General features: G+C 60.4%; 11 protein-coding genes. 6 read left to right on the top strand and 5 right to left on the bottom strand.

Features of this window, described 5'->3' with window-relative positions; translation table 11 throughout:
* Nucleotides 1–58 precede the first annotated feature (58 nt).
* Genes N2A98_RS11270 through N2A98_RS11260 form a run of 3 tightly spaced genes read left to right on the top strand, consistent with a single transcriptional unit; the run spans nucleotide 59 to nucleotide 5,525 of the window.
* A complete protein-coding gene (locus N2A98_RS11270) occupies nucleotides 59–1,300 on the top strand; it encodes an exonuclease SbcCD subunit D C-terminal domain-containing protein (RefSeq protein WP_047710693.1) in 1,242 nt (413 codons plus the stop codon).
* Nucleotides 1,297–4,935, top strand: a complete 3,639-nt coding sequence (locus tag N2A98_RS11265; protein WP_275623436.1) for an SbcC/MukB-like Walker B domain-containing protein — start codon at nucleotides 1,297–1,299, stop codon at nucleotides 4,933–4,935. The genes N2A98_RS11270 and N2A98_RS11265 overlap by 4 nt, the downstream gene beginning before the upstream one ends.
* A complete protein-coding gene (locus N2A98_RS11260) occupies nucleotides 4,932–5,525 on the top strand; it encodes a glutathione S-transferase (RefSeq protein WP_078802993.1) in 594 nt (197 codons plus the stop codon). Before N2A98_RS11265 ends, N2A98_RS11260 begins: the two co-directional genes overlap by 4 nt.
* A gap of 492 nt (nucleotides 5,526–6,017) precedes the next feature.
* Here N2A98_RS11260 and N2A98_RS11255 read toward each other — a convergent pair whose 3' ends face one another.
* The 3 genes from N2A98_RS11255 to N2A98_RS11245 form a co-directional block, all read right to left on the bottom strand.
* Nucleotides 6,018–6,197: a hypothetical protein gene (locus N2A98_RS11255; protein ID WP_032892147.1), complete on the bottom strand. Its 180-nt coding sequence runs from the start codon at nucleotides 6,195–6,197 to the stop codon at nucleotides 6,018–6,020.
* Between the two features lie 156 nt (nucleotides 6,198–6,353).
* Complete coding sequence (locus tag N2A98_RS11250) at nucleotides 6,354–7,529, bottom strand: lactonase family protein (protein WP_275623435.1); 1,176 nt, start codon at nucleotides 7,527–7,529, stop codon at nucleotides 6,354–6,356.
* Nucleotides 7,516–7,812 (bottom strand): DUF5629 family protein, encoded by a 297-nt coding sequence (locus tag N2A98_RS11245; protein WP_044273423.1) that lies wholly within the window; start codon nucleotides 7,810–7,812, stop codon nucleotides 7,516–7,518. Before N2A98_RS11245 ends, N2A98_RS11250 begins: the two co-directional genes overlap by 14 nt.
* A gap of 286 nt (nucleotides 7,813–8,098) precedes the next feature.
* Here N2A98_RS11245 and N2A98_RS11240 point away from each other — a divergent pair, with 286 nt between their 5' ends.
* Nucleotides 8,099–13,102 (top strand): DUF6543 domain-containing protein, encoded by a 5,004-nt coding sequence (locus N2A98_RS11240; protein ID WP_275623434.1) that lies wholly within the window; start codon nucleotides 8,099–8,101, stop codon nucleotides 13,100–13,102.
* 66 nt (nucleotides 13,103–13,168) lie between these two features.
* Here the strand turns inward: N2A98_RS11240 and N2A98_RS11235 are convergent, their stop codons facing one another.
* The gene (locus N2A98_RS11235; RefSeq protein WP_044273422.1) at nucleotides 13,169–15,544 is read right to left on the bottom strand and encodes an RND family transporter; all 2,376 of its coding nucleotides are present in this window, start codon (nucleotides 15,542–15,544) and stop codon (nucleotides 13,169–13,171) included.
* Between the two features lie 18 nt (nucleotides 15,545–15,562).
* Nucleotides 15,563–16,600 carry a YCF48-related protein gene (locus tag N2A98_RS11230; protein ID WP_047710689.1) on the bottom strand — a complete coding sequence of 346 codons (1,038 nt, stop codon included), beginning with the start codon at nucleotides 16,598–16,600 and terminating at the stop codon, nucleotides 15,563–15,565.
* Between the two features lie 331 nt (nucleotides 16,601–16,931).
* Between N2A98_RS11230 and N2A98_RS11225 the strand changes: the two genes are divergently transcribed.
* Nucleotides 16,932–17,291 carry a hypothetical protein gene (locus tag N2A98_RS11225; RefSeq protein ID WP_275623433.1) on the top strand — a complete coding sequence of 120 codons (360 nt, stop codon included), beginning with the start codon at nucleotides 16,932–16,934 and terminating at the stop codon, nucleotides 17,289–17,291.
* A gap of 100 nt (nucleotides 17,292–17,391) precedes the next feature.
* Nucleotides 17,392–18,507, top strand: coding sequence for a Gfo/Idh/MocA family oxidoreductase (locus tag N2A98_RS11220; protein ID WP_275623432.1), 1,116 nt, complete (start codon nucleotides 17,392–17,394; stop codon nucleotides 18,505–18,507).
* Nucleotides 18,508–18,766: the final 259 nt, after the last annotated feature.

Here is an 18,766-nt window from a genome sequence, read left to right as displayed (position 1 = left end):
CCACGCGCACTTTTACAGGTAAACTCCCCTCCTTTTCATCTTCTCCACGGAGTTCGCCTTGCGTCTGTTTCATACCTCCGACTGGCACTTGGGCCAAAACCTTCACGGCCAGGAACGCGACTTCGAACACGCCTGTTTCCTTGAATGGCTGCTGGGCCAACTCAAGGCCCAGCGCCCGGATGTGCTGTTGATCGCCGGCGATATCTTCGACACGGTCAACCCGCCGCTCAAGGCCCAGGAGCGCTTGTATGACTTCATCATCAGCGCTCACGAACAACAGCCGACACTGACCATTGTGATGATTGCCGGTAACCATGACTCCGGCTCGCGCATCGAATTGCCCGCGCCCCTGATGCGCCGCCTGCGCACCCATGCCCTGGGCCGAGTACTGTGGCTGGATGATGGCCAATTGGATGCCGAGCGCCTGCTGATCCCGCTGCCCAATGCCAAAGGCAAGATCGCCGCCTGGTGCCTGGCACTGCCCTTCCTGCGCCCAGCGGAAGTCACCGGCGCGCAGCTAGGCGATGATTACCTGCGCGGCATCGGCCAAGTGCATGAATGGCTGATCGCAGCCGCCAATGCCAAGCGCAACAAAGGCCAAGCATTGATAGCCATCAGCCATGCGCACATGGCCGGTGGGTCGGTGTCCGAAGACTCCGAACGCAGCCTGATCATCGGTAATGCCGAGGCGCTGCCCGCCACACTGTTCGACCGAAGCGTGGCGTATGTGGCCCTCGGCCATTTGCACAAGCCGCAAAAGGTCAATGGCGAGGAGCGCATTCGCTACAGCGGCTCGCCTATACCCTTGTCCTTCTCCGAAATCGGCTACAAGCACCAGATTCTCGACGTGACGTTCCAGGGCGAAAGGCTGGTGGGCTGTGAACCGATCCTGATTCCCCGCTCCGTCAACCTGCAACGCCTGGACGCCGCGCCCCTGGCCGATATCCTCAAGCAACTCGGTGAGTTGCCCGACATCGACCTGCTCGCTGAAACCCAGCGCCACCCTTGGCTGGAAGTGCGCGTGCGCCTCGACGAGCCGCAACCAGACCTGCGTCAACAGATCGAAACCGCGTTGCAAGGCAAGGCCGTGCGCCTGGTGCGTATCGCCGCCGAGTACGCCGGCACGCGCGGCAGCGCAGAGGCAGACGATGCGCAACTGATCGAACTCGACCAACTCACGCCCCAGGAATTGTTCAGCCGCGCCTGGCAGGACAGCTACGGCAGTGAGGTGGATGAACAGACCTTGAAGGACTTCGCCGTGCTGCTCCAGGAAGTGCAACAGGAGGGCGAACAGCCATGAAGATCCTCGCCATCCGCTTGAAAAACCTCGCCTCCCTGGCGGGCCCGTTCGAAATCGACTTTACCGCCGAGCCCCTGGCCAGTGCAGGCCTGTTCGCCATCACCGGGCCAACTGGCGCGGGGAAAAGCACCCTGCTCGATGCGTTGTGCCTGGCGCTGTTTGGCGCGGTGCCGCGCCTGGGTGATACCGGCCAGGCCAAAATGCCGGATGCCGACACGGATATTTCCATCGGCGACCCGCGCACCCTGATTCGACGCGGCACTGGCGGCGGCTATGCCGAGGTGGATTTTGTCGGTGTCAGTGGCCGTCGCTACCGTGCGCGCTGGGAAGCCAACCGCGCCCGCGACAAAGCCAGCGGCAAGCTGCAGAACAGCCGGCAAAGCCTGATCGACCTGGACAGCGACCAACTGCTGGCCAGCCAGAAAACCGAGTACAAGACCCAGCTGGAATTGGCCCTGGGCCTGAACTTCGAGCAGTTCACCCGTGCGGTGCTGCTGGCGCAAAGCGAGTTCAGCGCCTTCCTCAAGGCCAATGACAATGAGCGCAGCGAACTGCTGGAAAAGCTCACCGACACCGCGCTCTACACCCAGCTCGGCCGCCGCGCGTTCGACAAGGCCAAAGAGGCCAAGGACGCCCACAAACAGCTGCAGGACCAAGCCACCGGCGTAGTGCCCCTGGCCCCCGAAGCCCGCGCCGAGCTGGACCAACAGCTGGCCGAAGCTCAGCAACAGCTCAAGACCCAACAAGCCCAGCTCAAGCAGTTAGAGTTGCAGCACACCTGGCTCAAGGAGTTGCGTGAATGGCAGGAGCGCCATCAACACGCAGTGGAGCAACTGCAACGCGACGAAGCAACCTGGGCGAGCCAAGGCCAGCAACGCCAGGACCTGAACCTGCTGGAGCAGTTGGCACCGCAACGCCATCACTTCCTGCGCCAGGCAGAACTCGCCACCTTGCTGACGCCCCTGGCGGCACAGATTGCCCAGCACCTGGAGCAACAGACCGCCCTGCACACCCGCCAAGAACAGGCGCAACACCAGCAAGTGGCCGCCCAGGCAGCACTGGCTGAGGCCCTGAAAAACCAGGCCGACGCCGCCCCCCTGCTGCGCCAGGCCATCGAAGAGCAAAACACCCTCGCCCACGTGAGCCGCGAACTGGCCAAGCGCAGCGAGGAAAAACACCAGCACGAAAGCGCCTGCACCGAAGGCCAGGCCCTGCTCGACGGTTTGCAACACACGCAGGCCCAAGGCACCGAGCGCCTGCAACGCCTAACCACCGAGCTTGAGCACAGCGCCGCCCTCGCGCCGCTGAGCGATGCCTGGAACGCCTACCGTGACCGCCTGCAACAGCTGGTGTTGATCGGCAATCGCCTCAACCAAGGCCAGGCCGAGCTGGGGCAACTCGAACAGCGCGCCAGCGCCGCCGCCGAACAGTTCACCCAGCAGCGCGAAGCCCTGGACCTGCTCTACCACGAGGCCGGTGCCGAACCGCACGCGGTGGCCGAACAAATCCAGTTACTGGCCAGCCTGCTGCAAGACAATCGCAAGCAACAGCGCGCCTTCGAAGACCTGGCCCGCTTGTGGGACAGCCAGCAACAGCTGGATCAACAGGCCGCTGCGCTCACGCAAAGACTCGCCGAGGCCGCGCAAAAACGCGAACAACTGAACCAGACCGGCCTGCAGACCAAGGCCGAACTCACCGTTGCCGAACAAACCCTGGCGGTGACCAAACAACTGCTGGAACGCCAACGCCTGGCCCGCAGTGCCAGCGTCGAGGAATTACGCGAGCAATTGCAGGATGACCAACCCTGCCCGGTGTGCGGTAGCCACGAACACCCCTATCACCAGCCTGAAGCCCTGCTGCAAAGCCTGGGTCGCCATGATGAAAGTGAAGAGGCGGCGGCGCAGAAAGCCGTCGACAGCCTCAAGGAAAAACTCACCGAACTGCGCGGTGAAGTGGGCGGCCTGATCGCTCAGCAAAAAGAATTCCTGCAACAGCAGGAACAGCTGGCCACGCAGCAGCAGGGTTTGGCACCGAGCCTGCAAGCCCATCCGCTGTGCGCCTCGCTGTTCAACCAAGACGTCGACAAGCGCAGCCCTTGGCTGGCCCAGCAACTGGCCCAATTGACTCAAAGCATCAGCCAGGACGAACAACGCCAGGGCGCCCTGCTCAACCTGCAACAGAACGCCGGGCGCTTGCAGCAACAATTGCAAGCCGCCCAGGACGCCAGCCAGCAAGCCCGGCAATTGCTGGTGGATCAACAGCGGCAATTGGCCGGCGACCGCGAACGCCTGGAGACGGAACTCAGCGCCTTCGCCAGCCTGTTGCCCGCCGATACACTGGAAGGTTTGCGCAACGCGCCTGCGGCGACTTTCATGCAGCTCGACCAACAGGTCAGCCAGCGCCTTGAGCAATTGGGCCATCAACGCGATGAGCAGGCCGAGCAGCAGGAGCGCCAACAGGCCATCGAGAAACAACACACCCACCAGCAGCATCGTCAGCAGCAACTCGACACCTTGAATCTGCAAGTCGCCGAGCTGGCCGACCAGCAACACGCCGTCCAGGAAAAACTCCGCGCCTTGCTAGGGGACCACCCCAGCGCCGAACACTGGCAACAGCAACTGGAGCAAGCCGTCATCCAGTCTCGCCAAAGCGAGGCCGACGCCAACCAGGAACTGCACGCCGTGCACACGGCCCTGGTACAACTGGCCGCCGACCTCAAGGCCCAGCAGCAACGCCAGCAGGCATTGGAGGCGGAACAGCAAGCCCTCGCGACCCGCATCGGCGAATGGCGCGCCCTGCACCCCGAACTGGATGATCAGGGCCTGGCACGCCTGTTGGCCTTTGATGAGCCCCAGGTCGCGCAGTTACGCCAGCACCTGCACAGCAGCGAAAAGGCCGTGGAGCAAGCCAAGGTTCTGCTGCACGAGCGCGAACAGCGCCTGGCCGAACACCAGGCCCTGCACAATGGCAACCTGGAGGCCGAGCAACTGGACGCCACCCTGGCAACGCTTAACCAGCAACTGCTCGAGGGTGAGAAACACTGCGCCGAACTGCGCGCACGCCAGTCCGAAGACCAGCGCCGCCAGAATGCCAACCAGGCCCTGGCCGAACAGATTGCCAAGGCTTACGAGCAGTGGCAGCGCTGGGCCCGCCTGAATGCGCTGATCGGCTCGGCCACCGGCGACACCTTCCGCAAGATCGCCCAGGCCTACAACCTCGACTTGCTAGTGCACCACGCCAACGTGCAACTGCGCCAACTGGTGCGCCGCTACCGGCTTAAACGCGGCGGCAGCATGCTCGGGCTGTTGGTCATGGACACAGAAATGGGCGATGAACTGCGCTCGGTGCACTCGCTGTCCGGTGGCGAAACCTTCCTGGTGTCGTTGGCACTGGCGTTGGGGCTGGCGTCGATGGCGTCGAGCACCTTGAAGATCGAGTCGCTGTTTATCGACGAAGGCTTTGGCAGCCTCGATCCCGAGTCATTGCAACTGGCGATGGACGCCCTGGACGGCTTACAGGCCCAGGGTCGCAAGGTGGCGGTGATCTCCCACGTACAGGAAATGCATGAACGCATCCCGGTGCAGATCCAGGTCCAGCGCCAGGGCAATGGCCTGAGCACGTTGGAGGTCAAGTGAGCGAAGCGCTGCTGTATTCGTTCCGGCGCTGCCCCTATGCAATGCGCGCGCGGCTGGCGCTGCGCTACTCCGGCGTGGCGGTGCGCATTATCGAAGTCAGCCTGAAAGCCAAGCCGGCCGAGATGCTCAAGCTGTCGCCCAAGGGCACGGTGCCGGTGCTGAGTGTCGAAGGTCGAGTGATCGAGGAAAGCCTGCAGATCATGCAGTGGGCGCTGGCGCAGCACGATCCCGATGATTGGCTGCTGCAAGGTGACCCTGGGGTGCTGGCGTTGATTGCCGAGAATGATCAGGTGTTCAAGCATCATTTGAATCGATACAAGTACGCCGAACGCTACCCGGAGCAATCGATGGAGCATTATCGGGCCGAGGGTGAGGTGTTCTTGCGCAAGCTGGAAGATTTGCTGGCGAACCGTGAGTATCTGCTCGCCGACCACCTGAGCCTGGCAGATGCGGCACTGATGCCGTTTGTACGCCAGTTTGCCCATGTGGATCGGGAGTGGTTTGCGAGCACGCCGTATGGGCGTTTGCAGGCCTGGCTGCAACGGTTTCTGGATTCACCGTTGTTTATGGCGGTGATGGCAAAACCCTAAGGCCCACTTGTAAGTTATAGCAGCCGACGGTAATCACGATGCGAAGCGAGCCGCTTTTGCTCTGCTTTTGCTCTTGATCTTAGGCGCCCCATCAAACCACGCTGGCCGGAATTCGACAGGGATTTGGGGGGTAAACCGGCAGGGATGCCGGTTTAGCCGCCCCGCGCCATGGATGGCGCGTGGCGGCGGCCCCCCAAATCACTGGCGGATTGCGGGCACACCGAGCCTAGGCGAGGTGCCGAGTGGTGGGGCGAGGACCTTTTGGTTACTTTTGGGTCCTTCCAAAAGTGACCCGCTGTCAGAGCGGAACCCTAAGTGGCCGTTACCGCAGCAATGGATATGTACACAATCCAACTGTGTTGACTGCCAGGCCGCCTTCGCGAGCAAGCCCGCTCCCACAGTTGGATCGTTGGGGTGTCAGGTAAATATTGGTCGGCTGTGAGGCCGTCATCGCAGGCAAGCCAGCACATTTGACCTTGGCTCAATGGCGCCTCAGTGCTGGCTCTTGTGATCCAGCGCAGCATAGAAGTTGGCGCTCTGTTGCAGGTACTTCTGGGTATAAGCCGTGACACTGGATTTTTTGCCGGAGACTTCCACGCTGGCAGCGGCAGGCAGTGCCACAGTAGCGGAAACAGCAGAAGCAGCAATGATCGAGAAGAGATTGAAATTCATGGCGGTAACCCTTGTGTGCGTTTGGTTGGGTGGCCTGTGAAGGCCTTGGAACCCAACTTACGCCCGAGGGTTGAACCTTAGAAATGCTTTGAAACAGTAGCCGTTATCACTGCGATTAATACAAAGGCTCAGGCCCCGCATTGCGGGGCCTGTGGCTTATTGACGCACCAGAAACTTGAGGTCGCTGGGGGCATCGATCGGCAATTTCTGCACGGTTTTACCCAGCAGGCCGGTGTTGGGGTCGCGCTCGACCACCACGATTTCATTGCTTTTCTGGTTGGCGACCAGCAGGAACTTGCCGCTCGGGTCGAGGCTGAACTCACGCGGATGGTCGCCTTCGACAGAGCGCCGCTGTATTTCCTTGAGGTGCGCGGTGGCCGGGTCGATGCTGAACACCAGCATCTGATTGGCCGTGCCACGGTTGCTCACGTACAGGAATTTGCCGTCGTTTGACGCATGCAACGCCGCACCGGCCTTGTCGGACACCGGTTGGCCGGCGGCATAGTCCACCAACTGGGTTTGCTTAAGCTTGCCGTCGTTGTAGTCGAACACGGCCACCTGGGCGCTCATCTCAGTGGTCAGCCAGGCGTGTTTGCCGTCCGCGCTGAACAGCAAGTGACGCGGGCCGCTGCCCGGTGGCAGCTGCACCGACGCCGGGTTGGCCGCGGTGAGTGGCAGCTCGTGATTGGCCTTGGGGTCGTAGCGGTAGGCAAATACCTTGTCTGCGCCCAGGTCCTGCACGAATACATACTTGCCGTCCGGCGATGACACCACCGAATGCACATGGTTGGACGCCTGGCGCTCCGGGTTCACGCGGCTGGCCGGGTGCCCGCTCAACTGCACCGGCGCCGACAGCTTGCCACTGGCATCCACCGGCAAGATCGCCAAGCTGCCACCCGGGTCTTCCACCACCGAATAGTTGGCGACGAACAGGTAACGTCCATCGGCGGCCACGCTGGAATGGGTGGGCTCATTGCCCAGGCTCTGCACCTGGTTGATCAGGGTCAGCTGGTGACTCTGCGGGTCGATGCTGTAGCTGCTGACACGCCCCACCGGGTCTTCCTGGCCCGGGCCGTTTTCATTGACCACGAACAACTGCTTCTGGTCTTTGGAAATCGTCAGCCAGGAAGGGTTGGCGGTTTTCGCCGCCAGCACCGGCTTGCCGTTGAACTGCCCGGTGCGGCTGTCGAACTGCAGGCGGTAAATACCCTCGCTGCTACCGGCGGTGTAGCTGCCCACCAGCAGTTCATGCACATCGCTGGGTGCGGCCTGTACCGACATCGCACCGACACTGCCAGCCATCAGCAGGGGCCAGAATTTACGCATCATCATCCGCTTCGTCCTCATTGTTATTGGTGCCGGTGAAGGCGCTCATGCAGATCAAGCGGTGCTCGCCCGACTCACCGGTAAGGGTCCAGCTTTGCAGCGTGTCGTCAAATGTGGCGGCGTCCACCTGCGCCGTTGTGAAGCTCCAGCGTTTTTCGGCCCGGCCATCCATGGCGGTAATCACAAGCTTTAGTTCAGTCAACTCGAAATCAAAGGCATGCAGGCCGTCGATTTCAAGCATGTCGCTGGTTTCAAGCACGGGGCGCAAGGAGGCGGATTCGGCAGTCATAACATCAATCGTTCAGAGGAAAGCCCCCATGATAGGGCAAATGGTTGCAGCGGCGTAAATCCTCGCGTGACCTGCGCCGCGTTTACATGCAGCCATACATCCCGCGCCCCTGCTCCACCCCGTGCCGTATCAAGGGTTGACGGCCAGCGCGTGCCAATGGAAATGCCTGATTACCTTTTGCCGATTTCACTGAAAAACCCGCCTCGGTAGTTTCCTTGTTACCTGCCCGCATGACGCGAACAGGGTCACCTCTATGACTAGCATGACTCGACAAGGAAGCTGCACGATGATCCAGGGAAACTACCCCCAGCGTTTTTTTGCCCCTAACCTGCCCCTGTCACTGCCAACCCCGGCTGCACGCCAGACCGTCGCCCCCCATCAAGAACCCTTATCGAATACCGCAAACGACCAACCACTGAGCCGGCCCCGGCGTGCATCCGCACCGTTGCGCACCACAGGGACCACCGCTTCCACCCCAGCCACCGAAAGCTCGCCGCCGCTCACCGCAACGGCGGTCGCCCACCAGTTCGATACCCGCCCTACGCTGCGTTCAGTGGTGTCGGGGATGCTCGAGGAGGCGATCAAAAGCCTGTACCCCACTTTGGCATTCAATCCCGCCGAAACGGCGGTCGCCGAACCCATTTCAAGCAGCCCGCCCCAGTACCGCCTGACCCCCTTGCTGGACATCGCCCTGAGGCACCTGACCACCGAAGGCGACCTCGACTTTACCGACAAACATGCACTGCCCTGCACGCTGGTCGACCCAGCCACCGGGCACACCCTCAAACCGGCGCCATCGCCGGATGCCCTGATGCCTGGCATTGATATGCAAGCCATCGAGCTGGCGATCCGCAGCCTGCGCGCCCCGCTCAAAAAAACCTTCGAACAGGCCCTGCTCAAGCACTTCATGGGCAGCACCGATGCCCACTCTCAAGGCAACAACCACTGGCGCTGGCTCAGCGACACGCTGCGCGACACCTTGACCATCGCCGCTCTGAAACAGCCGGGGCTCAGCGCTCAACAGCGCGAAACCCTCGACCAGGTACTGACCTACCCGGACCGTGCGCAGCGCCAAGCGGCCAAAGGCGAGGCCGCGGCGCAGGTGTTTATCCTCGACTCTGCAGTGAGCCATGCCGGTGGCAATGCCTCGCAACTCACCCCAGACCTGCTGATCACGCGCCAGGTCAATGGCCGCACGCAGGTGCTGCACGTCACCGCCGCCGGCGTGGTGGCGCCCTATGACTCCTTGCACGCATTCGGCCAAGCCTGGGGCAAGAAGATGGGCGACGCCTTCGTCTTTGAGTCCCTGAACTGGAAGCGCCAGGAGCCTGCGGGGAATATTTTCGATACCCAGGCGGCGGTCATCCTCAATGCCATGGTGGAGAACGTTGCGTCCATCGAGGTGCCCACCACCGGCTCGCTTGAGGCGTTGGAGCAGGCTTTCGCCCAGGCCAGCGACCCGAGCCCCTGGTTTGTCGGGGCCTATGCACCCAACGCGCGCGAGCTTGAACGCCTGCATGAACAGCTGCCCACCTGGTTCGGCTCGGCAAGCGCCGCAGAACGTGACACCTATCGACAGCACGCACTGGCCCTGGCCAGCAGTGTGCGCCGCAACAAGGGCCGCACCTTCCTCGACGGCATCCCCGATATCCGCACCTACGCCGAGCAACAGCTCGACCAGCATTTAGCCGGCAAGGGTTATACGGCCAAGGATGTGGAGGTGGTGTTCAAGGTCCCGGTGGGCGATATGGGCAGCAACTACCTGGAACGGGTGAAAATGAGCCTGGTGGACATGGCCCTGGAAAACCTTTCGGGCTTGCCCAAGGGTGAGATGGAAGTCCACCTGCATGGGCAACGGGTCAGCGATGCCAGCCTGCCAAAAATGCTCAAGGACTTGATCAACACCGTGGACATAGGCGGCCGCTACCCCGAGTTGCTCAAGCGTGAACTGTTGAACGACAGCCCAGCGGCCCGTGATCGGCTGGCACGTTTCATCGAGCAGGTACCCCTGCAGCTCGCGATGCAGGCCTTGGAGCTCAAGCTCAAGGGTGAAGCCGGCATCACCGCCCAGGGCCACGCGTTCATCGAAGCCGTCACCCAACCCGGCGCGGGCAGCAAATGGGTGGACGGCCAAGAGATTACCGTGCGGCCCCTGGCGTTTGTGCGCAAGCCGGGAGCGACGCCGGATGTGGTCGCCAATATGTTCATCATCGAACCGCTGGCCAGCGACAGCGGCCCACACCTTTTATATCGCCCCCAACTGAAGCCGGCACTGCTGGAGTTCGCCAGCCGCAACGCGCTGCTGGAGGCCATCCGCAAGCCCGGTGCGCTGCAGGAAAGCGTGTTGGCCTGGTTGCCGGACGACAAAGTACGGGCGGTGTACGGCAATGGCGGTTTTCACACGCCCAATATTGCCCGTTTTACCGTATTCAATGAGTTTGACCCGCCTGCGACGCCCAAGCCGACCGCCCTGGCTGTCGACGGCTATGCCGCTGCCAGCACGTTACGCCAGGACCTGCTCAATGGCGACCTGGCCACGCACTGGTTCCACTCCAACGCCAACAGCCTGGTTACCCTCGCAGAAGGCCAATCCACTTCCGATGCGCAAAGCCGATGGGCCTCCTACAAGGAACTCGGCTGGCTGCTGTTCAATACCCTGCTGCCGCTGATGCGCGGGCCGGGCGCCATGGCCGGCTGGTTGCTGCAACTGGCCAATGCCGAAAACGACATCAAGCGCCTGTCGACCGCGAACGATCCGGACCCGGCCGGGGCAATGGTCGACCTGCTGGTGAACCTGGGCATGACCCTGACCCATGTCCCTGTTGCCGAACCCACGCCGACGCGCACCTTTGAGCCGTTCAAGCCGGGGCCAGAGACCAGCAACCCCGCGCCTCGCCCCCATCAGAGCAATGACCCCGTGCGCCCTGCGCCCACCATTCACCAGGACCCGAGCGCGCCGGTCACCACCGGTTTGGGCGCAGGTACGGCCATCGATATCAGGCTGTCGAGCCCACGCGGACTCACCCCTGAGCTGCGCGCGCACATCGACTCGTTCAAGGTGCCCGCACCAACAGCTCCCGGCACCCCCATCGCCGAAGGCATCAGGAAGGGCCTGTATCAGGTGGATAACCGCTGGTACGCCGAGATCGACAACCACTGGTTTCGCGTCGCCACCGACCTGGATGGCCCTTACGTGATTGACGAACACAACAAGGCACGCACCGCGCCCTCGATAGCACGGGACGCCCGGGGCAACTGGTATTTTGATCTGGCGCCCAGGCTCAAGGGCGGTATGCCGAAAACCAAAGACTTGCAGAGTAAGATCAAACAAAACCTGGAAGCCAAGGCCCGTACCGAAGCGGATTTTCAACGCGGCTGGCAGGAACGCAGCAAGATTTCAAAAGAACATGCTGGCAGCATGGAAAAAATCCGCAACACCCTTGCCGAGTACGAACAAGCACGAAAAAAACTCAAGACGCTGCGCAGCCTGGCAACCAATGAAGCATCTGCTGGGCGTTTCGCGGGGACCTACTCCAATCAGCGGCAGGTCGCCGACGCACTCAGGGCCGACCTGGCCCAACAACTTGAAAACCTCAGGCCGTTGACGCAGTCACTGATAGCGGCCAGCGAGCACAACATCGAAACCTTGGCGCCGAAAAAGATCGGCGGCATTGACGATTTATCCGAGTTCAAAGAGAACCGCTCACTGGAATATCAGCAGACTCTAAGCGCGCTGATCGAGATAGATACTGTATACGTGCGTTTGGCCAGCGACACGCTGAAATATGGTGTGAATGGCGCCTCATTGGTTGAACTGACCGAAAGATCCAATAACGGTTTAGAGGCGTCCTATAACGAAATGATGGAAGCGTACAAAATAGGCTATCAGGATACTGAGCACCTGTTGGCACTGCGACAAACCATGAGTGCCATATTCGAAAGCTGGAGGAACGACTCGCCTTTTGGCCACAAGGCCGCCGAGGACTTTCTCAAGCAACGGTATCCGGTGTCCATGAACACCCTGCGACTCATACCACAACTGAACAGATTGTTGTACCTCCAGCAACTGACCACCACACGGGCTGCACGTCGCCCCGATGAAGCCGTGTATTTGCAGATGAACCGCTTGATGACAGAAAACCTGAAAACCGAGATATTGACCTATGAGGATCTTCGCCAATACCACGACTACACCCTTGAGGAGCGCCATGCCGCATTGATCACCATTATTACCAAGTTCAAACAAGTGCTGAACGACAGTCGACTGATGCAAGAGCAGCGCCCAGAGTTTTTTCGGGTCGAGTACCACCATCGCTTCAACGAATTGCTCAATGAGTTCATCACTCAGGCCGAAACCGAACTGGTCCAGGTGGTCAAAGAAGAGCAGTTTCTGCTTCCTGCCGCGCACGCGCGCACCAACCAAAGGGCGAAACCGCAGAATCAACGCGTGTTCAGGACCGAGCACCAGGAAACATTTATCGGCACATTGCGCCCTTCGGAGCCGGGCCGGACCGTCGATATCATCGACGTGGTCGACCCAAGGAGCGGGCAACCCATTGCCAGCTACAGCGAACACCCTGGGGAACGCGGCTGGGTGAAAATCGTCGAGGGACAGCCCACAGCACCCCGCCCAGCCTCACCGCCCAAGTCCTGGTCCACGTATAAGAATGAGGCGCAAAACCTCATCGACGGCGTGCCGAAGATAGAAAAAACCATCCTCTTTCAGAAAAAGAAACTCGATGACCCGCTGTGGCGAGACACTGTCAGCCCCCGCGACTGGAACGACATGCTCGAAGCCCAGGCCAACCTGCTTTTCGAGAAGGCGCAACAGGCGCAAGCCGCCCACGGCAGCAAGCCGGAAACCGCCGAATGGGTGGCGCGCTGGCGAGCAGCGGCCGAGCAAATGTTGCAAAAGGCCCGCCAGCATACCGCCGATGGCTATCTGGTACAGACGCCCACGGCGGAAAACGTCGATTACCTGTGGCGTCACGGTTTTGTCGATATCAACCTGGTACGGCGCGACATCCCGACCAGAAGTGGCGATGTCTTCACCGAGTATGTGGTGCGCAAGAAAAACAAAATCGATGCGTTGTGGTATGCCCACTTCCACTATCCGAAAAAAGGCTGGGCACGTGATGACTTTAGGGCGGCGCACCTGAAAACACCGCTGCAACGCATCAAGACTCAAAAGATGCTGATTGAGGAAGCCGGAAACAACGGGGTCGTTGAGAAACTCATCAGGGCCGCTATCACCAAGCCGCTGGCTGAAAAGCTGTTCTTGAAATTGTGAAAGCCTGGGCCCGAGGCCCAACAAAAAAGCCGCACAGTGTGCGGCTTTTTGTTCTTCTACCCAGGCTTAATGCGCGAACAATGAGTTGCCCTTCTGCCCCGCCAGCTTCTCGGGTTTGATCAGGAACCGCGCCAGCGCCGGCAACAGCCACAGCGCGCCGAACATGTTCCACAGCAGCATGAAGGTCAGCATCAGGCCCATGTCAGCCTGGAACTTGATGGCCGAGAAGATCCAGGTGCACACGCCGATGGCCAGGCACAGGCCGGTGAACAGCACGGCTTTACCGGTGGATTTCAGCGTCTGGTAATACGCCTCTTGCAACGGCAGGCCGGCACGCAGGAAGCTTTCCAGGCGGCTGTAAATGTAGATGCCGTAGTCCACGCCAATGCCCACACCCAAGGCCACCACCGGCAAGGTTGCGACCTTGACGCCAATGCCCATGAACGCCATCAACGCGTTACCCAGTACCGAGGTCAGCACCAGCGGCAGCACGATGCACAGGGTCGCTGCCCAGGAACGGAAGGTGATCATGCACATGGTCGCTACACACAGGTACACCAGGATCAGGATGATCAGCTCCGACTCCTTGATCACCTCATTGGTGGCCGCTTCGATCCCGGCATTACCCGCGGCGAGGATGAATTCCAGGCCGTCCTTGTTGTTTTCCTTGGCGAAGTCCTGCACCGCATGCACGGCGCGGTCGAGGGTTTCGGCCTTGTGGTCGTTGAGGAACACCAGCACTGGCGCCAGGGAGCAATTGTTGTTGTACAAGCCATCGGCACGGGCGATGGAGTTGTTCAGCACATCCGGGTTACGCGACAGAGTTTCCCATTTCAGGTTGCCCTCGTTCATGCCCTTGATCATTTGCTTGGACACGGTCACCAACGAGATCGCCGACTGCACGCCCTCGGTGTTCTGCATCTTCCACATCAACTGGTCGATGGGCGCCATGGCTTCATACCGCGAGCAGCCTTCGGCCTTGGTCTTGACCATCACCACCAGCACGTCGGAACTGGTGGAGTAATTGCTGATGATGAAGTTGTTGTCCTTGTTGTAGCGCGAGTCCGGGCGCAGTTCCGGTGCGCCTTGGTCCAGGTCGCCGATCTTCAGGTTCTGGCTGTACCAGAGGCCCCCACCAAAGGCGATCAGGGCCAGGAACACCGAAACCGGCGCGACTTTCGGGCTGGCGAATTTGGACAGCAGGCGCCAGAAGCTATGTTCGCGGTTCGCGTCTTTCTTGCTCTTGGCGATGGCGCGCTTGCTGATACCCACGTAGGAAATCGCGACCGGTAGCAGGATCAGGTTAGTGAACACAATGACCGCCACGCCGATGGACGCGCCGATGGCCAGTTCGCGGATCACGCCAATGTCGATGATCAGCAGCGTGATGAAGCCTACCGCATCCGCCAGAATGGCGATCATCCCCGGCAGGAACAGTTGCCGGAAGGTACGCCGCGCGGCGGTCAGGGCGTTGTCTGCCTCGCTGGATTGCAGGGCAATGCCGTTGATCTTCTGCACCCCATGGGAAATGCCGATGGCGAAGATCAGGAACGGCACCAGCATGGAATACGGGTCCAGCCCGAAACCGAAGAAGTGCATCAACCCGAGTTGCCAGACCACCGCCACCAATGTCGTACTCAACACCGCAATGGTGCTGCGCAGGCAGTTGGTGAACCACAGCAGCAGAACCAGGGTGATGACAAACGCAACGCCGAAGAACAGCACCACCATCACCAGGCCGTCGATCAGGTCGCCAACCTTTTTGGCAAAGCCGACAATATGAATCTTGACGTTGGGGTTCTGGGTTTCGAACTTGTCGCGGATCTTGTCTTCGAGTTCATGGGAGAACTTGCGATAGTCCAGGGCCAGCAACTTGCCCTGGTCCTGCGGGTCCGGGTAGGACTCCAACAGCGGGATATCAACGATGCTCGACTTGAAGTCATTGGCCACCAGCCGCCCGACCTGGCCGGACTTGAGCACGTTATTGCGCAACTGGTCGAGGCTTTGCGGCGAGCCGTTGTAGCTCTGCGGGATGACCTCCCCGCCGGCAAACCCTTCTTCGGTCACTTCAGTCCAGCGCACGCTGGGACTCCACAGCGACTTGAGGCCCGAGCGGTCCACACCGGAGATGTAGAACACCTCGTCATGGATCTGGCGCAGGGTCTCCATGTATTCCTTAGTGAAGATGTCGCCGTCCTTGGCCTCCACCGAAATTCGCACGGTGTTGCCCAGGTTGGCCAAATCGTTGCGGTGCTCCATCATTTTTTCGATGAAGGGGTGCTTGAGGGGGATCATCTTTTCAAAGCTGGTGGACGGGCGAATCAAGGTCGCCTGCCAGAACAGGAAGAGGCTCACCAGCAGGCAGATGACGATCACCGCCGGGCGATTATTGAAGATCAGACGCTCAAGAAAGGTCGCTTTATCGTTGTGATGACTGCTCATTGAATCCCCGCCTTCTTATTATTTTGAGAGCTCTGCGCCGGCCGAAGTGGCAACCCGCACGCCACCCTGCCCCGCGAGGATCAAATTGCCATTGCCTGCCGCCGTGACCGCCGAGAGTGAAATGCGGTCTGGGCGATTGAACACACTGAAAGTCTGGCCGTCGTCATGGCTGACCACGACGCTGCCGCCGTTGCCGACCACAACGATGGAGCCGTCCTCCAGCAAGGTCGCCCCCGACAGGCCAAACTCCAACGCACCACGCGCCGCGTTCAATTGGACCTGCTCCCAGGTGCTGCCAAAGTCGGTGGAACGGTAGAGGTTGCCGCGCAAACCATAAGCCAGCAGGGTCTGTGGCTGTGCGGTGCTGATCACGCCAAACAGTGAACCCTCGTAAGGGCCTTCGAGTTTCTCCCAGGTCTGGCCGTCATCGCTGGAGCGAAACATGCTGCCTTGCTCACCGACGATAAACAGGCCGGCGCCCTTGATCTGGGCGATGGCGTTGAGGTGGTACTGGTCTTCGTTGTCGAGACGCTCGCTGACATCGTTCCAGGTTTTGCCGCCGTCGGTGGTTTCGATCAGCGCACCGTAGGCGCCCACGGCCAGGCCGTGGTTGGCGTCGTTGAACCACACATCGAGCAACGGCGCTTCGCGTTTGAGGTCTTGATATTGCTGGGTCCACGTGGCGCCGCCATCGGTACTGGCAAGAATCTGCGCATCATGGCCGACGGCCCAACCGTGCTGATCATCAACGAAAAACACCGCCGTAAGCAGTTGCCGGGTGGGTACTTTGGCTTGGGCCCAGGTGTTGCCCTGGTCATCGGAATAAAGGATATGCCCGCGATCACCGACCGCCACCAGGCGCTTGCCCGCGTGAACCACGTCGATCATCAAGCCTTTGGCGGCCTTGGGGGATTCAATCGCAAAGACTGCGGCGGCGGGTGTATCGCTGGCGGCCAGCACCGGCAGCGACAATACGCTGCCAGCAAGCAGCGAGAGCGCTGTGGCCAGCAACGCAACCCTCCGTGCGGCGCGTGGGCGGCAAACAACCCAACCCATGACAGGCTCACTCATAGACCTTTCTCCCATTTATTATTGTTAGGTCGTCTTCTCTGCCAGGACCTTGAAACCTGCAATCTAGAGCGCCTGGAGGAAGCAGGAGCCATCCTATCGGGCTTTGGAATCGTCTGACAATCGGCGCTACGTTATCTTTTGTTAACTGATGGCTGCAAAGCGAAGGGTGAATAGCCGAGCATTCGGCGCAATGATGGCGTTTTAACGTGCGATATCGGAAATTTCGACGGGCCTATTCGGAAACGGCTTACTGGCTGGCCCTTTGCAAGCTGAACCACAATCGGCGCTCAAACCTTGCCATAAGGACGCGCCAGCCATGACCCCCCCTGCCCTAACCCTATTAGTGTCTTGCCTGCTTCTGGTTTCCTGTACGACCTACGATCGAACGTGGGTCAAGGCCGATGCCTCCCGCGAGCAACGCAAGCATCAGCAAGCAGCGTGTGAAGCGGATGCCCTACGGGCACTGCCCCCCAATAACGTGAGGGCGTCGGCCACGTCCAAACGCTCAACCTGCTCGAGTGGCGACAGCACCTGCAAGAAAAAGAATGAACAGACCGACACCGAGTACAGCTATACGGATAAAAACCGGCTGCCTCGCGAAACGTTGATCAAGGACTGCATGTACAAAAATGGTTGGAGTCGCACAAAAGTCGAACGGCCGCTGATCAAGTGGTGAGCGATCAGGCACAATGAATTTTTATTCCATCTATTGAATTTAGAGAATATTTATTCCATTAATAGGCTTCCTGAAAACAATAATCCAAAGGACCACGACGATGCGTGAACTCGGAATCGGCTTGATCGGCACAGGCTTCATGGGCCGCGCCCACGCGCTGGCGTTCAATAACGCGCGGGCGGTATTTGAACTGCCGGTGCACCTCAAGCTGGCCGCCCTGGCCGATGCCGACACCGAGCGCGCCCAGCGTTGCGCCAGCGCCTGGGGGTTTGCCCAGGCCCATGGTGACTGGCAAGCGCTGGTCAACGATCCCAAGGTCGACGTCGTAGCCATCACCACCCCCAACCATTTGCATTACCCCATGGCCATGGCCGCAATAGCGGCGGGTAAAGCCGTGTATTGCGAAAAGCCCCTGGCCGTCAGCCTTGAACAAGCCGATGCCATGCGCCGCGCCGCCCATACCGCCGGGGTGGTGACTCGGGTCGGCTACAACTACCAGCACAATCCGATGATCGTGCTGGCGCGGCAGATGATTGCCCTGGGCGAATTGGGCCAGATCATCAGTTTTCAAGGTGAGTTCAGCGAAGACTTCATGGCCGACCCGGCTTCCCCTTGGTCGTGGCGCTGCGAAGTGGAGCATGCTGGCGGCGCCCTGGCCGACCTGGGCAGCCATTTGCTGTCGATGGCCCGCTATCTGGTGGGCGAGGTAACCCATGTGTGTGCCGATACCCAGACCGTACACAGCCAGCGCCCCGCCACCGCCGGCAGCCCGACCTCAAAAACCATTGCCGTGGATGACCAGGCGCACGCCCTGTTGCGCTTTGCCAACGGCGCCCGTGGCACGGTGAGCAGCAGTTGGCTCAAGCACGGCTACAAGAACCATCTGAGTTTCGAGATCAGCGGTACCCTAGGCACGCTGGCGTTTGACCAGGAACGCTTGAATGAACTGCGCCTGTGCCGCATCGGCCAGGACGGTTTCCAGCGCCTGCTGGCTGGCCCTGCCCTGCCCGGCTATGCGGCGTTCAGCCCGGCCGCGGGGCATCAATTGGGCTACAACGAGTTGAAGACGTTGGAAGTGCACGAGTTGATCATGGCCCTGGCCGGCCACGGGGCGCAGGGCACGGACTTTGAGGCGGCGTGGGAGGTGGAGCGGTTGGCGACGGCGATTCGAGTGGCGGCTCAGGAAGAACGCTGGGTCAAGGTTGGCGAGCTTTAAATACATTGATAAGAACGTTCACGGGGAAAGGGGCGACAGCCTTTCCCCAAGACAAGCACCCATTGGCTGAGTCGCACTTCAAACAGTAATTTTTCCCAACTTCAAATAATCACCTCCCCACCAACACACGCAATACTTAACACACTCGCATACAGACAACTCACACCTTAAGTACGCCCCTTACTTACCATTACACGCCGCAATAAATACCCTCTGGTCTTACGCCAAGAAATAAGCCACTTTACGCCACGACAGAAAC

The sequence above is a fragment of the Pseudomonas sp. FJ2-5-13 genome (assembly GCF_029201605.1).
Classification (GTDB): Bacteria; Pseudomonadota; Gammaproteobacteria; order Pseudomonadales; family Pseudomonadaceae; genus Aquipseudomonas; species Aquipseudomonas lactis.
The sequence above is the reverse complement of the archived record's forward strand: the minus strand, read 5'-3'. Positions and strand labels throughout refer to the sequence as shown.